Below are 17,784 nucleotides of genomic sequence, written 5' to 3'. Positions count from 1 at the left end.
ATGGCAAGCATTAAAAAGAAGCCGGTCGACGCGGTGATCGTCGGCTTCGGCTGGACGGGTTCGATCATGGCGATCGAACTGGCGAACGCGGGTCTGAACGTGGTCGCGCTCGAACGCGGCGACGCGCGCGAAACGGTGCCCGATTTCGCCTACCCGCAGATCGTCGACGAAATCAAATACTCGGCGCGTCAGGCGCTGTTGCAGAACCTCGCGAAAACCACGGTCACGAACCGCCATACGAAGAACGATACGGCCGTGCCGTACCGTCAGATCGGCTCGTTCAAACCGGGCGAGGGTGTGGGCGGCGCGGGGTCGCACTGGTCGGGCGTGCAGTCGCGCGTGATGCCGGACGAACTGCGCATGAAGAGTCATATCACCGAGCGGTACGGTGAGAAGTTCATCCCCGAAGATATGAACCTGCAGGACTGGGGGATTACTTACGACGAACTGGAGCCGAGTTTCGATCGTTTCGAGCGCGTGTGCGGAACGTCGGGTAAGGCAGGCAACATCCAGGGCAAGCCGGTTGAAGGCGGCAATCCGTTCGAAGGACGCCGCTCGGGTGAATACCCGCTGCCCCCGCTCGCCGATCACTCCACCGGCAAGCTGTTCGCCACCGCCGCGAAGGGCCTCGGCTACAAACCGTTCGCACTGCCGGCGGGCAATGCGTCGGGGCCGTACACCAACGAATACGGCTGCCAGCTCGGGCCGTGCAATTTCTGCGGATTCTGCAGCGATTACGGCTGCCTGAACTACTCGAAGGCATCGCCGCAAACGGCGATCATCCCGGCGCTGATGCGCAAGCCGAATTTCGAATTGCGCGTCAATTCGCACGTCATCAAGGTCAATACGGATGCGAGCGGCAAGCGCGCGACCGGCGTGACCTATATCGACGCGGAAGGCAACGAAGTCGAGCAGCCCGCCGACATGGTGGTGCTCGCCGCATTCCAGTTGCACAACGTGCATCTGATGCTGACGTCGAAGATCGGCCAGCCGTTCAATCCCGATACGAACGAAGGCGTGGTTGGCCGCAACTTCTGCTACCAGTTGCTCAACAGCGTGAACATGTTCTGGGACAACGATGTGTACATCAACCAGTTCATGGGTGCGGGCGGCGGCGGTCAGGCTATCGAAGAATTCAACGCGGACAACTTCGATCACAGCCAGCTTGGCTTTATCGGCGGCGGCATTATCTGGGGCCGTCAGACTGGCAATGGTCCGGTGCGCGGCATTCCGCTGCCGAAGGGCACGCCGAAGTGGGGCACCGAGTGGAAGCAGGCGGTCAAGGATAACTTCCTGCACACCGGCCGCATCGAATCGCAATGCAGCAACATGGCTTACCGCCAGTGCTTCCTCGATCTCGATCCGAACTATCGCGACGCATACGGTTCACCGTTGCTGCGTCTCACGCTCGACTGGCAGGAAAACGACCTGAAGGCATCGGAATACGTCGCCGGCAAGATGATGGAAATCGGCCGCGCGATGAATCCGAAGTCGATCTCGGGGCGCATTCTCAAACCGGGCACGCACTGGGACACGCGCGCTTACCAGAGCACGCACATCAGCGGCGGCACGGCGATGGGCGCCGATCCGAAGACGAGCGTCGTCAACAAGTACCTGCAAAGCTGGGACGTGCCGAACCTGTTCGTGCTCGGCGCGAATACGTTCGCGCATGGCATCGGCTACAACCCGACGGGTCTCGTCGGCGGCCTCGCTTACTGGGCTGCGAGCAACATCCGCTCGCAATATCTGAAGAACCCCGGCGCCATGGTGCAGGTCTGAGCGAGCGACTAGAAAATGAGGAAAGCTATTAAGGGTGTGGCCGCCGTTGCAGTGGTGGCCGTGGGGGCGCTGTGGGCGTTCGCGTCGGTGCAGCCGTCGGCGTCGGTTAGTCCCGCGTTTACGACACGTCAGGGCGACGCGGTGCACGGCGCGTATCTGGCGCGAGTGGGCGACTGCGTGGCGTGTCACACGGCGAAGGGCGGTGCGCCGTTCGCGGGCGGCTTGCCGTTCGATACGCCGGTGGGGCGCATCTATTCGACCAATATCACGCCGGATCAGCAGAACGGGATTGGCGGCTATACGTTCGAACAGTTCGCGCTGGCCGTGCGTGAAGGCGTCCGAAAAGACGGCGCGCGTCTTTACCCGGCGATGCCGTTCACGTCGTACGCGAAGGTGTCGGACGCCGATTTGCTGGACCTGTACGCGTATTTCACGTCGAAGGTGCCGGCTTCGGCGCAAGCCAATCGCGCGTCCGACATCGTCTGGCCGCTGAGCGTGCGCTGGCCGCTCGCGTACTGGAGCCGTGTATTCCACGACGACACGCGCTATGTCGCCGATACGTCGAAGAGCGTCGAGTGGAATCGCGGTGCGTATCTGGTGCAGGGCCTCGCGCACTGCGGCGCGTGTCACACGCCGCGCGGCGCCGGGTTCGAGGAGAAGGACCTGAGCGGCAAGACGGACGTCTATCTGTCCGGTTCGTCGCTCGACGGCACCGCGCCGATCAATCTGCGTTCGGCGGCGACCGGCGGTCTGGTGAGCTGGTCGAACGAGGATATCGTCGCGTCGCTGAAGACGGGGCGTAATCCGCATTCGTCGGTGTCGGGTCCGATGGGCGAGGTCGTGGAGAACAGCACGCAGTATCTGAGCGACGCCGATCTGGCTTCGATCGCGGTTTATCTGAAGAGTCTGGGCGCAGCGGATCAACCCGCCTCGTTCCACTCGGACGACTCCACGGTGAAGGCGATTCTTGCTGGCCAGGCAACCGGGCGCGGCGCGAGCATCTATATCGATAGCTGCTCGGCATGCCACCGGGTGAACGGGCAGGGCGCGACGCGGGTGTTTCCATCGCTGGTGAACAACCCGATGGCGACGCAGGCGAACCCGGACTCGCTGCTTGCCGTGATTCTGGGCGGCGCGCGTTTGCCGTCCACCGAATCGGCGCCTTCGCCGCTCGCCATGCCCGGCTTCGGCTGGCGTTACGACGATGAAGACGTCGCGCAGCTTGCGACTTTCATTCGCTCGAGCTGGGGCAATCAGGGCGCGGTGGTGACCGCGGACCAGGTCGCGAAGGTGCGGGCGAAAATCGCCGCGAACTGATCGCGAGCAACAAGCGATGTAGCCAGTACGAGGGCGGCCTGAATGGCCGCCCTTTTTTATGCCGACGCTTTATGCCGGGCTTATGGCCCCAACCCCATCGTCCCCTTAAGATGGCGGGTTCAAAAGACCCGGTGGCTTCACCGGGTCGCATTCGATGCAAACTGAATTCGCTTGAATTGAAGGGGGACACATGTCGGAGCAAATCGATTCCCGCAGACGCGGCTTTCTCGGCGTGGCGGCCATCTCGCTGGCCGCCGCGCAGGCCGGTGTGATCGGGGCCGCGAACGCGCAGTCCAGTCAGGGTAAAGCGGCGAACGCGGCCGGTGCGGTGGCGGGTGCGCACACGTCGCTCGGGCCGCTCAAACAGATCGACGCCGGCTTGCTGAACGTCGGCTACGCGGAACAGGGGCCGGCCAACGGTCCCGTCGTGATACTTCTGCACGGCTGGCCGTACGACATTCACGCATTCGCCGATGTTGCGCCGGTGCTTGCGTCGGCGGGTTATCGCGTGATCGTGCCGTTTTTGCGCGGCTACGGCACCACCCGCTTTCTCTCCGGCGAGACGATGCGCAATGGACAGCAGTCGGTCGTCGCCGTCGATATCGTCGCGTTGATGGACGCGTTGCATATCGAGAGAGCCGTGCTCGGCGGCTACGACTGGGGCGGCCGGACCGCGAACATCATCGCGGCGTTGTGGCCGGAGCGCTGCAAGGCGCTGGTCGCGGTCAGCGGCTATCTGATCGGCAATCCGGCCGCGGGCGCCACGCCGTTGTCGCCGAAAGCGGAGTGGTCGTGGTGGTATCAGTTCTATTTCGCCACCGAGCGCGGGCGGCTCGGCTATCAGGCCGACCGGCACGACTTTGCGAAGCTGATCTGGCAGAACGCGTCACCGAAATGGAACTTCGACGACATCACGTTCGACCGTTCCGCCGATGCGCTCAACAATCCCGATCACGTGGCGGTGGTGATTCACAACTATCGCTGGCGGCTCGGCCTCGCAGAAGGCGAGTTGAAATACGATCCGCTGGAGAAACGGCTCGCGGGTGCGCCTGCGATCGGCGTGCCGGCCATTACGCTGGAAGGCGACGCCAACGGCGCACCGCATCCCGAACCGGCAAGCTATGCGGCGAAGTTCACCGGCAAGTACGCGCACCGGACTGTTAAGGGCGGGATTGGCCACAACCTGCCGCAGGAAGCGCCGCAGGCATTTGCTCAGGCGGTGATCGACGTGGACAACTTTTAAGGTCTGCGGCGTTACGCGTTCACGGTGAGCGCACGGGCTCTTTTATGCCGACCGGCTACGCCGCTGCATAGCCAAGGTGCGTCGCGGCGCGCCCGGCCAGTGCCAGCAACTTGTCGTCGCCCGCTGGTTGACTCGGGACCACGTAAAGATCGGCGATGTCGGTCACGGGATCGCTGAAAGGCGTCGGCGCGTGCCGCTGCGAGACGAGGAAGTCGCTGATCGGCGACGCATCCGCGAGGTCGAGAAAGCGGCCGATGCTTGCGCTCGTCATAGCCGGTTCCTCGATCAGTCCGCGATACGGAATCGTCAGACCGGATGGCTGCGGGAGTTCGTCGAAGAAGTCGAGGATCTCGCTCACGTATTGCCCCCATACACGCACGCCGTCGTCGATCGAGCCGATCCAGTGCTTGTGCAGCAGCGAGTTGGCGACCTGGCGCGGATCGCGATGAATGTGGATGAAGCGCGCTTGCGGCAGCATCTCGCGAATCATCCGCAGACAGGAGCCGGAGCGCGGCAGATGTTCGACCGAGCCGGCGCGCCCGGACAACACGGTGGGGTCCGCATAGGAAGGGTGCTTGTCGCCCCAGATCGGCGCGGTGATCTCCAGTTCCTCGCGATAGAAGCGCTCGACCCACGCGCCGAACGTGCGCTTGCCGTAGCCGATCAGGCGATCGCGGCAAACCGGACTGAGCAGATCCGGCCGATGGCTGCCGACCTCCAGCGTGTCCTTGAGCAGTGCGAACACGCGGCACTCGTTGGTCAACTGGATCAGCGGATGCATGTTCAGGACTGAGCACAGAAAGGTCGTGCCCGACCTCGGAGAACCAACCACGAAAAGCGGGAAAGACGCCATGTTTCTCTCCGGTTCATCGCACTGATTCAAGCAGCATACAGAGCGAAGATGGCGACAAACTGACGGCGAGATGGCTTGAGCGTTGGGGGCTTCTAACTATTAGGTACCCGACACGAGCGGGTACTTTTTTGTTGACCAGGCGGGAGGTAAACGTCACGTATACCGTCGAAAAAATGCTTTCGTATTGCCAGGCTTATCCACAGAAAATGTTCATATCCTTGTGGACAACTCCTCGTGAATCATCCTAACTGCTTGAACGGATAGCGATTTGTCTGCGGATACAGCAAACGGGCGCTTGGTGGCATAACGCTCATTCCATGGGCGCCGCGAGCAGCGATACCGGCACGCCGTGGCAGTCCACTTTGGCGAGCACTTCCGCGCCGAGACCGCCGTGGGATTTCGGATGGGCGTCGAACGCACCCACGGCCCGGTCGACCCGCAGGATGTTGAGCGGCCACGTCGGCCGCGACAGCCGTTCGTGCGCGAAACTGCCGACCCATAGCGGCGTCGCCGAGACGCCGTTCTTCACCGCGTAGCCGCTCGGCCAGAAGCGCAGTACGTCGCGTTCGGCGCGGGTGTCGCCGGGACGCATGAAGACCAGCGACGACGGCACGCCGTTGTTCAGCTTGGGCAGCACCGGCAGCGACACCGCCGCGACATCGGGCGACGCGAGCGAGAGCAGGCTGTGCGCGGACACGTCGGTGCCCTCGATCCAGCCGCGCGCGCGCAGTTGTCCGCGGATCGACGACGGCTCCGCGGCCCATTGCAGCGACAGCGGCTCTCGATGATCGCCGCCCATGTCCGAGCGATAACACGGCAGCCGCTGCCACGCCGACAGCGTCCACTCCGATTGCGACAGCAGCGTGGGCGGCGGCGCGGGCGACGTGTCGGGCGGCGGCGCGGGCAGGTTCACGCCAAGCTGCACCACCACGCTGAGCACCACGACCGCCAGCACGACGACCGGCATGAAGGTGCGCGCGGGCGGCGCTTCGGGGTGCCGCCACATGGCCGTCAGCGCGACGATTGCCACCCAGATGTACGCGAGCGCGGCGCCGCCGATCGCGTCGGACACCCAGTAGCGGCCGAAGTACACGCCCGCCAGTGCGACCACGATCACGACGATTGTGCTCGCCGCCGCCACCAGCACGCCCTCCAGCTTGCCGACACGGCGTCCGAGCAGGAACGCGAGGAAGCCGTACACGATGACGGTCGCGGCGACGTGATTGCTCGGAAACACGTAATGCGCGGTCATCAGTTCGTTGGGCGGCGCGCGATGCATCGCCAGTTGCAAGCCGAGGATCAGCAATTGGGAAAACACGACCGCCGCGAGCCAGTAACCGATGGTGCGCCAGCGCCGCTCCAGCATCATCCATACGACCACGGTGACGATCAGCGCCGTCAGCGTGATGCCGCTGCCGAGCGTCGCCAGGCTCGCGAGCACGGTGTCGCCCCACGGCGTGCGCACCGATTGCAGGAAGTGGTAGACGGAGAGGTCGACGGTGGTCAGCGGATCGCCGCTCACGACGTCGTCGAGCACGCCGAAAAAGAGCGCCCCGGCCACCAGCACGACCACCGAGGTCACGAGTATGTGAGTGGCGTCAGGCGTGTCGGGGTCGAGCATTCTGCGTGCGGCGCGGCCGAACGGGCCAGGGTGCCGGCAGGCCCAGCTGCCGAGATGGCGGCCCACCGCGCTCGACCACGCATTGGCGTGCGACAGCAGGAAGCCCGCGCCGCGAAAACTCAGCCAGACGATGCACACCAGCAGCGCGAGGATCACGACGAGCCGGAACGACACCGCGCCCGCGAGCAGCACCGACGCGCCAAAGACCACGCCCGGCAGAATATGGGCGGGCGCCCACAGCAGCGCCGACACCACGTTCATCGCGTAGAAGCGGACCGGCGGCATGCCGAGCATGCCCGCGACCACCGGCACGATGGCCCGCAACGGTCCGATGAAACGCGCGAGCACGACGCTTTTCGCACCGTGTTTGCGGAAGAAGCGATGACCGGCTTCCAGCACTTCGGGATGCCTGCTGAACGGCCACATCTGGACGATCCGTTCCTTGTAGCGGCCGCCGAGCCAGAAGCTCATGCCGTCGCCGGCGATCGCGCCCACGATGGCCCACACGAAGACCCAGCCGAGACTCAGCGAGCCGGTGCCGGTCAGGGCACCGGCCAGGAACATCGCGGTGCTGCCGGGAATGAACGTGCCGATGACAGCAATCGCTTCGAGGAACGCCGCCAGAAAGACGACCGCGAGCATCCATGCCGAGTGGCCGGCAAGCAGATGCAAAAGGTGGACGTAAGCGTGCTCCATCGTGCGTGATCTACCGTTGTCGCGGCCATTCTGGCGTCACGGTCGATCATAACGCGCATGGGCGTTCGATTATTCCTTTCGCGTTCAATTTGCTGCGGCAGGGGCGAGGTGCGTCGGCGGAAATTCACGCAGTGTGGCGTGGTGGCGCTGACTTGTGATGTGAGGATTTGGCGCATGTCCGTTGACGCGCACTGGCGGACGCGGCCTTGCTCACTGAGTGTGAACAAACGCGGGCGCGCGTCGTCTCACTCTTTGAACGCTTCGTCACGCGGACGCCGCGCTCATGCAGTTCAATGATGTGATGGAGCAGGCCATGAAAATCGTACCAGGCAGTATCGCGAGATCGGCGCTTCGTTCGATCTCGCTTGCAGTGGCGATGATGGGCGTCGCGGTCGCGGCGAATGCGCAGTCGGGCAATGCGGGTTCTGGTGCGGCCAACAGCGCGCAGTACGGCTCGGGAAACAACCATGCCGCAACGAGCGGTACTGCGGCGGGGACCGGTCTCACGCCGGGGCTGGGAACGGCGGGCGGTTCCGTCACGGGCGGCTTATCAGGCGGCGGATCAAGTGGCCTGTCGACCGGCGTGCAACCAGGACCCGCGCTCAACAATATGCGGGCAAACGGCACGAGTCTCTATATGAGTCCCGATCCGCGTGCGCCGAACGTAAGCGGCAGAGCCGCCCCGACCCGATAGTCGGCTTTCCCCTTTTATCGCGCCTTACTGCATATAAAATGCACGTCCCGGCAATTGGATCCGGTTCGGCAATCCGCAGAAAGGAGAGAGGCGCATGGCGTACGGCGAGCACAAGTACCAGGTATCGGTGGAGTGGACTGGCAATCGTGGCAGCGGCACTTCGGGATATCGCGACTATGGTCGGGATCACGTCATTACCGCGGGCAGCAAGCCTGCGATTCCGGGTTCGTCGGACCCCGCGTTTCTCGGCGACGCCAACCGCTGGAATCCGGAAGACCTGCTGGTCGCGTCGGTATCCGCGTGTCACAAACTCTGGTATCTGCATCTTTGCGCGGATGCCGGCGTTGCCGTGCTCGACTACCGTGACAACGCGCAGGGCACCATGCTCGACGATCCGCGACAAGGGCGCTTCTCGCAGATCGTGTTGCGCCCGCGCGTGATCGTTCGTGCCGGCGACGATGCCGCGCTGGCTGAGCGCTTGCATCATGTGGCGCACGAGAAGTGCTATATCGCGAACTCGGTCAAGTTTCCGATTCTTTGCGAGCCGGTGGTGGAAGTGCAGGCGGGGTGATGATTGTGCGGGGGTGGTGGGTCATGCGGGCTGACGCTGACGCACTATGAAGCAGGCGCTCGGGGCGTCAAGCTGACTCAGCTCAAACGCCCCCGCGCCGTCACCGATTCCCGTCGAGCAGATCGCCGAGCATTTCGTCGAACGCGGCTTGTGCGTCTTCGAGTTCCTGCAACGCGGCGTCGAATGTTTGCAACGCGAACTGCGAAGGCTTGCCGCTGCCGGCCGGCGGAAATTGCGATTGCAGCGATGCAAACGCGCTTTGCACCCGCTGCGTCGCGGTCAATACGCGCTCCATTGCCGCCGACTCTTCCGCGCGTGCCTTGCTGTGGTCCTGATCCATGAAAACTCCGTGATTGTCTGGTTGCTGACCGGCCCATGCCGGTTCGGGTGGATGAGACTATGCCACGTTCGCGGTCACGACAATGGCAAGCCGCCGTTGCTTTTCACTTCCCGCAATGACAGCGACGATTCCACCGAAGTCACGCCAGGCAGGCTCCGCAGCTCGTCGCGCATGAACGTGCCGTAGTCGTCGAGATCGCGCGCGACCACTTGCAGGATGTAGTCGGCGCTGCCCGACACGTTGTGACACGACAGAATGCGCGGGATCGCCTGAACCTCGCGCTCGAAACGTGTGGCCGTCGCGCGATCGTGCACGGCAAAGCGCACATAGATAAACGCGACCACCCCGAGACCGAGCGCGGAGCGCGACAGCATCGCACGGTATTGATCGATATAGCCGTCGTTTTCGAGCCGCTTGAGCCGGCGTGCGCACGGCGTTTCGCTCAGGCCGACTGTTTCGGCGAGCCGCGCATTCGACATGCGGCCGTCTTTTTGCAGCGCGTCGAGAATCGCGCGATCGGTTTTGTCGAGGCCGGTTGTCATGGCTTTTGGCGGGGGTCTCTGGTGCTGGGTGGAAATCGTATTCGATGGGTCGAATATTAGCGTATTCCGCCAAAAATTCGGAGTTAAGGCCTGCAATTCGCCAGCAAACCCTCCGTCGACAATAGCAAGATAGATCCCTTGAAAACAGGGGGTTTCAATGATTTCCGCACACTTGCTGGCCGTTTATGTCGCCGCGCTGTTCGTGGTCTACGCTGTGCCTGGGCCGGACATGGCGCTGGTGCTGCAAACCAGCATCGGACGCGGCGTGCGCAGCGGTTTCGCGGCCGCCGGCGGCCTCGGTCTGGCGCGCGCCACGCATGTGACGCTGTCGGCTTGCGGGGTCGCAGCGCTACTGCGCAACGCGCCCTGGCTGTACGACGTGGTGCGATACGGCGGCGCGGTTTATCTCGCGTGGGTGGGCATTCAGATATTTCGCTCGCCGGTGTTCGCATTGCCTGACGGTGATTCGACGAGTGGGGCCGAACGTGGCGAAGCGCGTCCGTTGCGCACCGCGTTCGTCAAAGGCTTGTTGACGAATCTGCTTAACCCGAAAGCGCTGCTGTTCTGCTCGGTGCTGCTGCCGCAATTCGTGCGTCCGGAAGCGGGGCCGGTCGCATGGCAGATGGTCGAGCTTGGCGCGGTGTTGCTGATTACCGGCGCATGTTTCGATGTGATTTACGCGATCGGCGCCGCGCGAATCGCAGGCTGGATGCGCGCTCATCCGCTTGCGCAGACTTTGCAGCGCTGGACATTTTCCGCTGCGCTGATTGGTTTCGCGCTGCGGCTTTCGCTGGATTGACCGCGATTGAAAATAAATCAGAATGGCCGCTACGGTTTCCCGCAGCGGCCATTTTTTTGCTGAATAAACGCGGCAAAATCCCGCTCATTTTTTCAACTTATGCTCGCGACGCGGACGATCCTCGATAATCTTCCGGCGATGCTTGTCCTTCATTTTCTTCCAGCTTTTGCACTCGTCGCGCGTGCGCATACAGCCGATACAAAAGCCGGTTTTGCTATCGAATTTACAGATGTCGATACAGGGTGAGTCGACGCTCATGGCTGTTCGCTAATTGATAAAAAGGGTAATGCGAATGTCGCATGTGTCATGCCCGGCCGCCAAGTGATTGTGTTAATAAAGCCGATAGCGCCGTACAGCCGTTTGCGGCGGCAAACCCAATCAAACCAATCACGCTCATTCCATTAACGACTCGCCGATGAAAACTTTTTTGCTGTATGCCGTGACCGCCATTGCTGAAATTGTCGGCTGTTATTTGCCGTGGCGCTGGCTGAAGGAGGGCGGCTCGATCTGGCTGCTGGTGCCGGGCGCGTTGAGCCTCGCGCTGTTCGCGTGGCTGCTGACCTTGCACGGTTCCGCCGCCGGCCGCGTGTATGCGGCTTACGGCGGTGTGTATGTGGCGGTGGCGATTGCGTGGCTGTGGTGCGTCGACAAGGTGCGGCCCACGCTGTGGGACGCGGCAGGCGTTGCATTCACGCTGGCCGGCATGGCGATTATCGCGTTCCAGCCGCGTGTCTAGGCATCACGCGATGGCCGCTCAGGCAGCGGCCATTGCACCGCTCCAATCCCGTTAGCCGATGCTACCCAGGTAATCGAGCTTGCCGAGTTCGACGCCGTTGTGACGCAGGATGTCGTACGCCGTCGTCACGTGGAAATAGAAGTTCGGCAGCACGAAACCGAGCAGGTATGACAGCCCCGTGAACCCGATCGGACCCGAACGCATTTTCAGTGTGATCGCGCGTTCTTCCGAGCCGTCGATCTGTTCGGGCTTGAATTCCTTCAGATAATCGATCGTCTTTTGAAGGCGGGCCTGCAGTTCGTCGAAGGTCTGTTCGACGTCGTCGAATTTCGGCGCTTCGACACCGGCCAGACGCGCTGCGCAACCCTTCGCGGTATCGCTCGCGATGGTCACCTGGCGCACCAGCGGCAGCATGTCCGGCGCAAGACGGCCGTTGGTGAACACGGTGGGATCGATCTGCTGTTCGGACGCATGCACGTCTGCCTTGGCGAGAATGGCCTGCAGGTTGGTCAGGCCGCGAATCAGCACGGGCAGTGATGCTTGATACATCGAAATGGACATGGGGTTCCTCTGATTCTTCGATCGTGCGCGCGGACGGCGCGCGAGGCAATGTAACGGCTGGATTGCCGCAGCAGCATCATAGCGCGAGCCGTGGACGAAGCGCATCGGCGCTGCGCGGCATTAGCCATCCGGATAACTGTCGGGCGCGCCGGAACTGTGTTCGAATGCTTTGGTCGGACGGATTGACGAGGTCCTTGAAACATCAACTCACGCGTCGGTCCCGTCGATCAATGACGCGATGAGGTCGTGCAGGCGCGTGCCGTGCTGGTGTCCACCGTCTGGTCCATCGGGGCCGCGCGTCACGCTTACAGGAGAGTCGATACCATGGTCACCAAGCATCCGTTGCCGGGAAGCGAGCGAAACGTAGAGCAGGGTTCGAAAGTCGTCGGGCAGTGCGATCCAGCGGAACGGATCGAAGTATTCGTGATGCTGCGCCGCCAGCAGCAAGCGCAATTCGACGCGTTGATGAGCAAAATCGAAGCCGGCGACCCCGGCGTCAAACCGTTGTCGCGTGAGGCATTAGCCAAAGATTTCGGCGCCGCGCCCGACGACGTCGCGAAAGTCAAAACCTTCGCGCAGGCACATGGCCTGACGGTGGTTCGCGAAGATCCGGCGGCGCGCTCGGTGTTGTTGAGCGGCACGATTGCGCAGTTCCAGAGCGCGTTCGGCGTGAAGCTGGAACATTACGAGCATCACAGCGTGGGGCAGTTCCGTGGACGCACCGGCACGATCAGCGTGCCGGACGATCTGCACGGCGTGGTCGAGGCGGTGCTCGGGCTCGATAACCGGCCTCAGGCGCGGCCGCACTTCCGTATCAGGCCGCCGTTCGAGCCGGCCAAAGGGCGGCAGGTGTCGTTTACTCCACCGCAACTTGCGTCGCTCTACCAGTTTCCGCAGGGTGATGGCAAGGGCGAGTGCGTCGGCATCATCGAGCTGGGCGGCGGCTATAACACGTCCGATCTCAAGTCCTACTTTGCGAGCCTCGGTGTTGCGTCGCCGACGGTGAAATCTGTCGGCGTCGATCAGGGCAGCAACCAGCCGAGCGGCGATCCGAACGGCCCGGACGGTGAAGTCACGCTCGACATCGAGATCGTCGGATCGATCGTGCCGGGGGCAACCATTGCCGTGTATTTCACGCAGAACAGCGATGCCGGTTTCATCGACGCGGTGAGCCGCGCGGTGCACGACACGACCAACAAACCGTCGGTTATTTCGATCAGTTGGGGCGGCCCGGAATCGAACTGGACCAGCCAGTCGATCAAGGCCTTCAACAGCGTGTTGCAGTCGGCAGCGGCGCTTGGCGTCACGGTCTGCGTCGCGTCGGGCGACAGCGGCTCGAGCGACGGCTCCGGCAGCGGCAATCAGGTCGACTTTCCTGCGTCGAGCCCGTATGTGCTCGCATGCGGCGGCACGAATCTGACCGCGTCCGGCACGTCCATTTCGCATGAAGTCGTGTGGAACGACGGTGCTCAGGGCGGCGCGACCGGCGGTGGCGTGAGCCAGGCATTTCCGGTGCCGGTGTGGCAGAACGGTTTGTCGTCGACTTCGACGAACGGCGGCAAGACCCCGCTCAGCGGGCGCGGTGTGCCCGATGTGGCGGGCGATGCGTCGCCGGTCACCGGCTACAGCGTGTTGATCGACGGCGAACAGACGGTGGTCGGTGGCACCAGCGCGGTCGCACCGCTGTGGGCGGCGCTGATCGCGCGGATCAACGCGGCGAGCGGACAGCCGGCAGGGTTCGTCAACCCGAAGCTGTATAAGGCGTCGGGCGTGTGCAACGACATCACGCAGGGCAACAACGGCAGTTTCGCGGCGACGCCGGGTTGGGATGCCTGCACAGGGCTCGGCAGTCCCAATGGTCAGAAAGTGGCGGCCGCACTATAGTTTGCAACTCGCTCCCGGAGAAGGCGTTCGGGAGCATTGAAGAAAGCCCCAAAGGGGCAGCCTGCAAGACGTGAACGAACCCATGGAGCGATCATGACAAGCACAGAATCAGCTTCCGTTAGTCCGCAGTCGCCGCACAATTCTCACGCATCGGGCGCTTCCGCCGCTTCGACGCCCGCCAGCGCAGCGCGCAAAAGCGCGGATCAGCCGTTCTTCGATCCGGTCGCCTACGGCAACGGACCGGACGATTCGGTCACCGACACCACCGAAACCGCCGCGATCACGCATCATTCGATCACGATTGGCGGGCACAAGATCAACTACACGGCCACCGCTGGTCATCTGGTGATCGTCGATCCAAGCAGCTCGCAACCCGAAGCGCGGATGTTCTACGTGGCGTTTACGCAGGACAACCAGAAGGAAGAGGCTCGCCCGGTCACGTTCTTCTATAACGGCGGGCCGGGGTCATCGTCGGTGTTCGTGCTGCTGGGATCGTTCGCGCCGCGCCGCATCAAGACCTCGATGCCGGGCTTCACACCGCCCGCGCCGTACGCGATGGAAGACAACCCCGACAGCCTGCTCGACAAGAGCGATCTCGTCTTCATCAATCCGGTCGGCACCGGCTATTCGGCGGCGATCGCGCCGAAAACGAATCGCGCGTTCTGGGGCGTCGATCAGGACGCCGACTCGCTCAAGCAGTTCATCAAGCGCTTTCTGACGAAGAACAACCGCTGGAATTCGCCGAAGTATCTGTACGGCGAGTCGTACGGTACGGCGCGCAGTTGTGTGCTGGCGTACCGGTTGCATGAAGATGGCGTCGATCTGAACGGCATCACGCTGCAATCGTCGATTCTCGATTACACGCAGTCCGGCAACCCGGTCGGCACGCTGCCCACGGCCGCGGCGGACGCGTGGTATCACAAGAAGCTCGGCCTCGCGCCGCGTCCGACCGACCTTGGCGCGTTCGCCGAGGAGGTCGCGCAATTCTCGCGCACCGACTACCTCGCGGCGCTGCGCAAGTTTCCGACCACCGACTCGGCGACCGTCGAAAAGCTGAGCGAATACACCGGCATCGACAAGACGACGTTGCTCGCGTGGAGCCTCGACATTGCGGCGTACGACAGCCGTGGCAATTCGCTTTTCCTGACCACGTTGCTGAAGTCGCAAGGGCTGGCGCTCGGCGAATATGACGGACGCGTGACCGCGATCGACACCGGCATCGCGGGCAAGATCGACCCCAACTCGGGCGGCAACGACCCGACCATGACGGCCGTGACCGGCGTCTACACGACGATGTGGAACGTGTATCTTAACGAGCAGTTGAAGTACACATCGAACTCGTCGTTCACTGACCTGAACGATCAGGCGTTCAAGTACTGGGATTTCGGCCATATCGACCCGACTGGCGCACAGAAGGGGCTCGACTCGAAGGGCAACGTCATTCTGTACACAGCCGGCGACCTGGCGGCGGTGATGGCGCTCAATCCCGACCTGAAAGTGCTGTCGGCGAACGGTTTCTTCGATTACGTGACGCCGTTCTATCAGACGGTGCTGGATCTGCAGCAGATGCCGCTGCTGAGTCAGCAGGTCAGGCAGAACCTGTCGGCGCGTTTCTATCCGTCGGGGCATATGGTTTATCTCGACGGCGGGTCGCGTACCGCTTTGAAGGCGGATCTCGCGGCGATGTACGACTCGACGGTGTCGAACACGCAGGCGGTGGGGCGGATTCGCGCGTTGCAGGCGCGAGTGGCGCAGTAGGGCGGTCGGTTGATCCGCTGCCGCATGCGAGTTCATGGACTTGCGAGGTGGCGTCGGTGAACCGGATGGCCGTCGTTGTGTGAAGACGCGAGGGCAACGCGCAGGTTTTGCGCGTTGCCTTTTGCTTTTTTGCTCTCTCCCCGCAACGTGTGCAGTTGCCCCGAAACTCGTGCCATTCGTTGTATGTCACGACTGATCTGCTCGTGTCGCCGCCCGCATCGTTAAGTCCACACCCTGTAACCCAAAATCGCTCCGAACCCTGCCCATCAATCTTCCATCACTGCTTTTACGAGTGCGCCTTTTACACCCAGCTATATTGAATGTGTTTTAATTAGTCTGCGAATTGACTATTGCGTGCCACCAACGGTGCGCCGACGAATGAACGCAGACATTGCCGACAGGCGTCGCATCCAGCTTTCCAGCGACCCAAACCGCAGTACGTACCGGCCGGATCCGCCCCGGTTCACGAATCAGGCGGCGTTTTCACGCTTCACTCGCAGACGTTGGCGTGCGCTGTTGCTCGGCCTCGGAGCGCTTGTGGTTTTGCGGACCGGCGCGGCCAGCGCACAGGAAAGCAGCATGCTCGACGAGCGCGTGACGCAGGAATCGGTGGGCGAGACAATTTGCCGCCCCGGTTATGCCGACACGGTTGCACCTCCGTTCGACGAACTGATGGCGCACAAGGATCATCTGCTGGCCGAGCGAGGCATCGACGCGGAAAGCGGCGTTTCCTTCGCGCTCGACCGGCGCGTGCCCATCGTGCTCGGCGGCTCGCCGGATGCTCCCGCGAACCTCGACCTCGTGCCGTGGGCGGGCCAGCAAGGCGAGCGCCGCAAGGCTCGCGCGGCCGTCATGCTCAAGCGCTGCGTCTGCGAAGGCAAGCTGAGCCTCGCCGAAGCACAGGCTGCGATCGTCGGAAACTGGTCGGTGGTGTATTCGGGCTTCAGCCAGACGTCCTGCGACATAAGCCGGCTCGACGTCGCCACCGGCGATAATGGCCGCCCCGCCGAACGCGACAGTGCGCCCTGACGCCGAGGTGACGCCTGCCGGGCTGCCGTCTTCGCGGGTGCGTTCGTCCGCGCGTATTCAGGCGCGCAGCGTGTAATTGCTACAGGCTGCGCCTAATTTTTCCGGAGAATTACGATGAACCCTTCACGCCTCATGGCCGTGGCCCTCACTTTCGGCAGCCTGCTGGGCAGCACCGCCGCACTCGCCGCCGAGCCCGCGCGTTGCGGCAGCGCCGACGCCTTGCAGATCCGCGGCGACGTGCCGGCGGCAATCAGCTTCGACGTTTACCAGCAGTTGCGCGCGACGCAACCGTCGAACGCGCAGCGCATCGCGCTGTTCCAGTCGGCGGGCGAGGTGAAGCGCCTGCCCGACGGCCTGTCCGTATGCGCAATCGCCGACAACGGCGTAGCCGACCCGTCAGCGGTACTGGTCCAACTGCCGCAGGGCAAGAACGCGTGGTGGGTGAGCGCGGCCAACGTAGAAGCAGCGGACTGATCCCGTCGATCAATCCGCCGCAGGCCTCAAGTCCCCGCAGGATGCCGTCTGGATACCGCGGCCCGTTTTTTGCAAAAGACAGGCGGTGAATTGTCAATTGCAAGTGTGGGCCAACCCATGATTCGCGTTAAACCCAGGGCGTTTCGCTATTTTTGACGCGGCTTATTCGGGTACAGTGCATTAACGGAGAAAGTGAATTCCGTTTTTGCAATACGTTATTGCGTCGCTTTTGCTGTCGAATATGGCTATCCTGATTACAGGACGAAATTCGCTGAGGAGATTTAAATGATTGCCTTCTATCTGTCATTGGCTGCTTTGGGCGCCGCTGGCGCCGCACTCATCCGCGAATTGGCCGCCGCCCAGGCGAAGCAACGAGCAGCACTGCGCCCGGTGCGCGTGCAGTCGGCGGATCGTGGCGCGGGCCGCAGTACGCGTAGAGGGTAGAGCGCATGAACCTGATCGTGCGCAATATCGCCGAATCGTGCAGTGAGCAGGACGTGCGGGAGTTTCTGAAGCATGAGCTTGGGCACTATGCGAAAAACGTCGAGGTGATCGACGCCGGCAAGCCCTCGGCTTACGCCACGGTCGAACTGGACGCGAATGTGCCTTACGTCGGCGATGTAATTGCGCGGCAGATTCACGGCAAGCAGTTGGGCGGTCAGACGCTCGAAGCGAGCGCGGATCTTTTTACCGACGAGCCGCCCGCGCACTGATTATTGGCGATCGAATAGCGGGCGCGGTGCGCACCGATTGGTTGACGCAGATTGAAAACACGGCGAAGCGGTTTGTTTCGCCGTGTTTTTTTGCGCCATGAGCTAGCGTTAGTTGATGTGCTCATACGCGGCGCAATGCGCGGCGAGTGAGCGTTGCTTTCCCGTTCGCCGCGT

The 17,784-nt window shown here is 62.8% G+C and carries 19 protein-coding genes; 13 read left to right on the top strand and 6 right to left on the bottom strand.

What is annotated here, in order from left to right; genetic code table 11:
* The 3 genes from ABH945_RS25145 (at position 1) to ABH945_RS25135 (ending at position 4,339) form a co-directional block, all read left to right on the top strand.
* The gene (locus tag ABH945_RS25145; protein ID WP_074767956.1) at positions 1-1,779 is read left to right on the top strand and encodes a GMC family oxidoreductase; all 1,779 of its coding nucleotides are present in this window, start codon (positions 1-3) and stop codon (positions 1,777-1,779) included.
* 15 nt (positions 1,780-1,794) lie between these two features.
* The gene (locus ABH945_RS25140) at positions 1,795-3,096 is read left to right on the top strand and encodes a c-type cytochrome (RefSeq protein WP_429252316.1); all 1,302 of its coding nucleotides are present in this window, start codon (positions 1,795-1,797) and stop codon (positions 3,094-3,096) included.
* Between the two features lie 190 nt (positions 3,097-3,286).
* Complete coding sequence (locus ABH945_RS25135) at positions 3,287-4,339, top strand: alpha/beta fold hydrolase (RefSeq protein ID WP_429252315.1); 1,053 nt, start codon at positions 3,287-3,289, stop codon at positions 4,337-4,339.
* 55 nt (positions 4,340-4,394) lie between these two features.
* On the opposite strand, the gene ABH945_RS25130 is transcribed toward ABH945_RS25135, so the two are convergent.
* Together ABH945_RS25130 and ABH945_RS25125 are read right to left on the bottom strand one after the other, a co-directional pair.
* Positions 4,395-5,192: a sulfotransferase family protein gene (locus ABH945_RS25130; protein WP_074767962.1), complete on the bottom strand. Its 798-nt coding sequence runs from the start codon at positions 5,190-5,192 to the stop codon at positions 4,395-4,397.
* A gap of 310 nt (positions 5,193-5,502) precedes the next feature.
* Positions 5,503-7,509: a bifunctional DedA family/phosphatase PAP2 family protein gene (locus ABH945_RS25125; RefSeq protein ID WP_074767964.1), complete on the bottom strand. Its 2,007-nt coding sequence runs from the start codon at positions 7,507-7,509 to the stop codon at positions 5,503-5,505.
* A 313-nt stretch (positions 7,510-7,822) separates the two neighbouring features.
* On the opposite strand from ABH945_RS25125, the gene ABH945_RS25120 reads away from it, so the two are divergent.
* Both ABH945_RS25120 and ABH945_RS25115 read left to right on the top strand, forming a co-directional pair.
* Positions 7,823-8,203, top strand: coding sequence for a hypothetical protein (locus tag ABH945_RS25120; protein WP_074771063.1), 381 nt, complete (start codon positions 7,823-7,825; stop codon positions 8,201-8,203).
* Positions 8,204-8,297: 94 nt separating this feature from the next.
* Positions 8,298-8,774 carry an OsmC family protein gene (locus tag ABH945_RS25115; RefSeq protein ID WP_429252314.1) on the top strand — a complete coding sequence of 159 codons (477 nt, stop codon included), beginning with the start codon at positions 8,298-8,300 and terminating at the stop codon, positions 8,772-8,774.
* Between the two features lie 100 nt (positions 8,775-8,874).
* Here ABH945_RS25115 and ABH945_RS25110 read toward each other — a convergent pair whose 3' ends face one another.
* Both ABH945_RS25110 and ABH945_RS25105 read right to left on the bottom strand, forming a co-directional pair.
* Entirely contained in the window at positions 8,875-9,114 is a 240-nt protein-coding gene (locus ABH945_RS25110; RefSeq protein ID WP_074767968.1) for a hypothetical protein, read from the bottom strand.
* 74 nt (positions 9,115-9,188) lie between these two features.
* Positions 9,189-9,656, bottom strand: coding sequence for an Lrp/AsnC family transcriptional regulator (locus tag ABH945_RS25105; protein ID WP_074767970.1), 468 nt, complete (start codon positions 9,654-9,656; stop codon positions 9,189-9,191).
* A gap of 157 nt (positions 9,657-9,813) precedes the next feature.
* Between ABH945_RS25105 and ABH945_RS25100 the strand changes: the two genes are divergently transcribed.
* On the top strand, positions 9,814-10,455 hold the full coding sequence (locus tag ABH945_RS25100; RefSeq protein ID WP_074767972.1) for a LysE family translocator: 642 nt from the start codon (positions 9,814-9,816) through the stop codon (positions 10,453-10,455).
* Between the two features lie 84 nt (positions 10,456-10,539).
* On the opposite strand, the gene ABH945_RS25095 is transcribed toward ABH945_RS25100, so the two are convergent.
* Complete coding sequence (locus ABH945_RS25095) at positions 10,540-10,713, bottom strand: DUF1289 domain-containing protein (RefSeq protein WP_074767974.1); 174 nt, start codon at positions 10,711-10,713, stop codon at positions 10,540-10,542.
* A gap of 157 nt (positions 10,714-10,870) precedes the next feature.
* Here ABH945_RS25095 and ABH945_RS25090 point away from each other — a divergent pair, with 157 nt between their 5' ends.
* Positions 10,871-11,191, top strand: coding sequence for a YnfA family protein (locus ABH945_RS25090; protein ID WP_074767976.1), 321 nt, complete (start codon positions 10,871-10,873; stop codon positions 11,189-11,191).
* Between the two features lie 51 nt (positions 11,192-11,242).
* Here the strand turns inward: ABH945_RS25090 and ABH945_RS25085 are convergent, their stop codons facing one another.
* On the bottom strand, positions 11,243-11,752 hold the full coding sequence (locus ABH945_RS25085) for a DUF1993 domain-containing protein (RefSeq protein ID WP_074767977.1): 510 nt from the start codon (positions 11,750-11,752) through the stop codon (positions 11,243-11,245).
* 324 nt (positions 11,753-12,076) lie between these two features.
* On the opposite strand from ABH945_RS25085, the gene ABH945_RS25080 reads away from it, so the two are divergent.
* The 6 genes from ABH945_RS25080 to ABH945_RS25055 all read left to right on the top strand — a co-directional run bounded on the left by ABH945_RS25080 (position 12,077) and on the right by ABH945_RS25055 (position 17,610).
* Entirely contained in the window at positions 12,077-13,636 is a 1,560-nt protein-coding gene (locus tag ABH945_RS25080) for a S53 family peptidase (RefSeq protein ID WP_429252313.1), read from the top strand.
* Between the two features lie 93 nt (positions 13,637-13,729).
* A complete protein-coding gene (locus ABH945_RS25075; protein WP_429252312.1) occupies positions 13,730-15,394 on the top strand; it encodes a S10 family peptidase in 1,665 nt (554 codons plus the stop codon).
* Between the two features lie 378 nt (positions 15,395-15,772).
* Positions 15,773-16,423 carry a hypothetical protein gene (locus ABH945_RS25070; protein WP_429252311.1) on the top strand — a complete coding sequence of 217 codons (651 nt, stop codon included), beginning with the start codon at positions 15,773-15,775 and terminating at the stop codon, positions 16,421-16,423.
* Positions 16,424-16,537: 114 nt separating this feature from the next.
* The gene (locus ABH945_RS25065) at positions 16,538-16,897 is read left to right on the top strand and encodes a hypothetical protein (RefSeq protein ID WP_429252310.1); all 360 of its coding nucleotides are present in this window, start codon (positions 16,538-16,540) and stop codon (positions 16,895-16,897) included.
* A 285-nt stretch (positions 16,898-17,182) separates the two neighbouring features.
* The gene (locus tag ABH945_RS25060) at positions 17,183-17,341 is read left to right on the top strand and encodes a hypothetical protein (protein WP_201642845.1); all 159 of its coding nucleotides are present in this window, start codon (positions 17,183-17,185) and stop codon (positions 17,339-17,341) included.
* A gap of 5 nt (positions 17,342-17,346) precedes the next feature.
* The gene (locus tag ABH945_RS25055) at positions 17,347-17,610 is read left to right on the top strand and encodes an RNA recognition motif domain-containing protein (RefSeq protein ID WP_074767986.1); all 264 of its coding nucleotides are present in this window, start codon (positions 17,347-17,349) and stop codon (positions 17,608-17,610) included.
* Positions 17,611-17,784: the final 174 nt, after the last annotated feature.

Origin of the sequence: Paraburkholderia sp. GAS333 (assembly GCF_050435665.1) — a bacterium.
GTDB classification, from domain to species: domain Bacteria; phylum Pseudomonadota; class Gammaproteobacteria; order Burkholderiales; family Burkholderiaceae; genus Paraburkholderia; species Paraburkholderia fungorum_A.
The sequence above is the reverse complement of the archived record's forward strand: the minus strand, read 5'-3'. Positions and strand labels throughout refer to the sequence as shown.

What these genes read in the sequence shown, in the direction of transcription:
- ABH945_RS25060 (WP_201642845.1), top strand. Translation starts at nt 17,183, where the DNA reads ATGATTGCCTTCTATCTGTCATTGGCTGCTTTGGGCGCCGCTGGCGCC.
- ABH945_RS25065 (WP_429252310.1), top strand. Translation starts at nt 16,538, where the DNA reads ATGAACCCTTCACGCCTCATGGCCGTGGCCCTCACTTTCGGCAGCCTG.
- ABH945_RS25125 (WP_074767964.1), bottom strand. Translation starts at nt 7,509, where the DNA reads ATGGAGCACGCTTACGTCCACCTTTTGCATCTGCTTGCCGGCCACTCG.
- ABH945_RS25120 (WP_074771063.1), top strand. Translation starts at nt 7,823, where the DNA reads ATGAAAATCGTACCAGGCAGTATCGCGAGATCGGCGCTTCGTTCGATC.
- ABH945_RS25070 (WP_429252311.1), top strand. Translation starts at nt 15,773, where the DNA reads ATGAACGCAGACATTGCCGACAGGCGTCGCATCCAGCTTTCCAGCGAC.
- ABH945_RS25055 (WP_074767986.1), top strand. Translation starts at nt 17,347, where the DNA reads ATGAACCTGATCGTGCGCAATATCGCCGAATCGTGCAGTGAGCAGGAC.
- ABH945_RS25075 (WP_429252312.1), top strand. Translation starts at nt 13,730, where the DNA reads ATGACAAGCACAGAATCAGCTTCCGTTAGTCCGCAGTCGCCGCACAAT.
- ABH945_RS25095 (WP_074767974.1), bottom strand. Translation starts at nt 10,713, where the DNA reads ATGAGCGTCGACTCACCCTGTATCGACATCTGTAAATTCGATAGCAAA.
- ABH945_RS25080 (WP_429252313.1), top strand. Translation starts at nt 12,077, where the DNA reads ATGGTCACCAAGCATCCGTTGCCGGGAAGCGAGCGAAACGTAGAGCAG.
- ABH945_RS25130 (WP_074767962.1), bottom strand. Translation starts at nt 5,192, where the DNA reads ATGGCGTCTTTCCCGCTTTTCGTGGTTGGTTCTCCGAGGTCGGGCACG.
- ABH945_RS25105 (WP_074767970.1), bottom strand. Translation starts at nt 9,656, where the DNA reads ATGACAACCGGCCTCGACAAAACCGATCGCGCGATTCTCGACGCGCTG.
- ABH945_RS25145 (WP_074767956.1), top strand. Translation starts at nt 1, where the DNA reads ATGGCAAGCATTAAAAAGAAGCCGGTCGACGCGGTGATCGTCGGCTTC.
- ABH945_RS25100 (WP_074767972.1), top strand. Translation starts at nt 9,814, where the DNA reads ATGATTTCCGCACACTTGCTGGCCGTTTATGTCGCCGCGCTGTTCGTG.
- ABH945_RS25090 (WP_074767976.1), top strand. Translation starts at nt 10,871, where the DNA reads ATGAAAACTTTTTTGCTGTATGCCGTGACCGCCATTGCTGAAATTGTC.
- ABH945_RS25140 (WP_429252316.1), top strand. Translation starts at nt 1,795, where the DNA reads ATGAGGAAAGCTATTAAGGGTGTGGCCGCCGTTGCAGTGGTGGCCGTG.
- ABH945_RS25115 (WP_429252314.1), top strand. Translation starts at nt 8,298, where the DNA reads ATGGCGTACGGCGAGCACAAGTACCAGGTATCGGTGGAGTGGACTGGC.
- ABH945_RS25085 (WP_074767977.1), bottom strand. Translation starts at nt 11,752, where the DNA reads ATGTCCATTTCGATGTATCAAGCATCACTGCCCGTGCTGATTCGCGGC.
- ABH945_RS25135 (WP_429252315.1), top strand. Translation starts at nt 3,287, where the DNA reads ATGTCGGAGCAAATCGATTCCCGCAGACGCGGCTTTCTCGGCGTGGCG.
- ABH945_RS25110 (WP_074767968.1), bottom strand. Translation starts at nt 9,114, where the DNA reads ATGGATCAGGACCACAGCAAGGCACGCGCGGAAGAGTCGGCGGCAATG.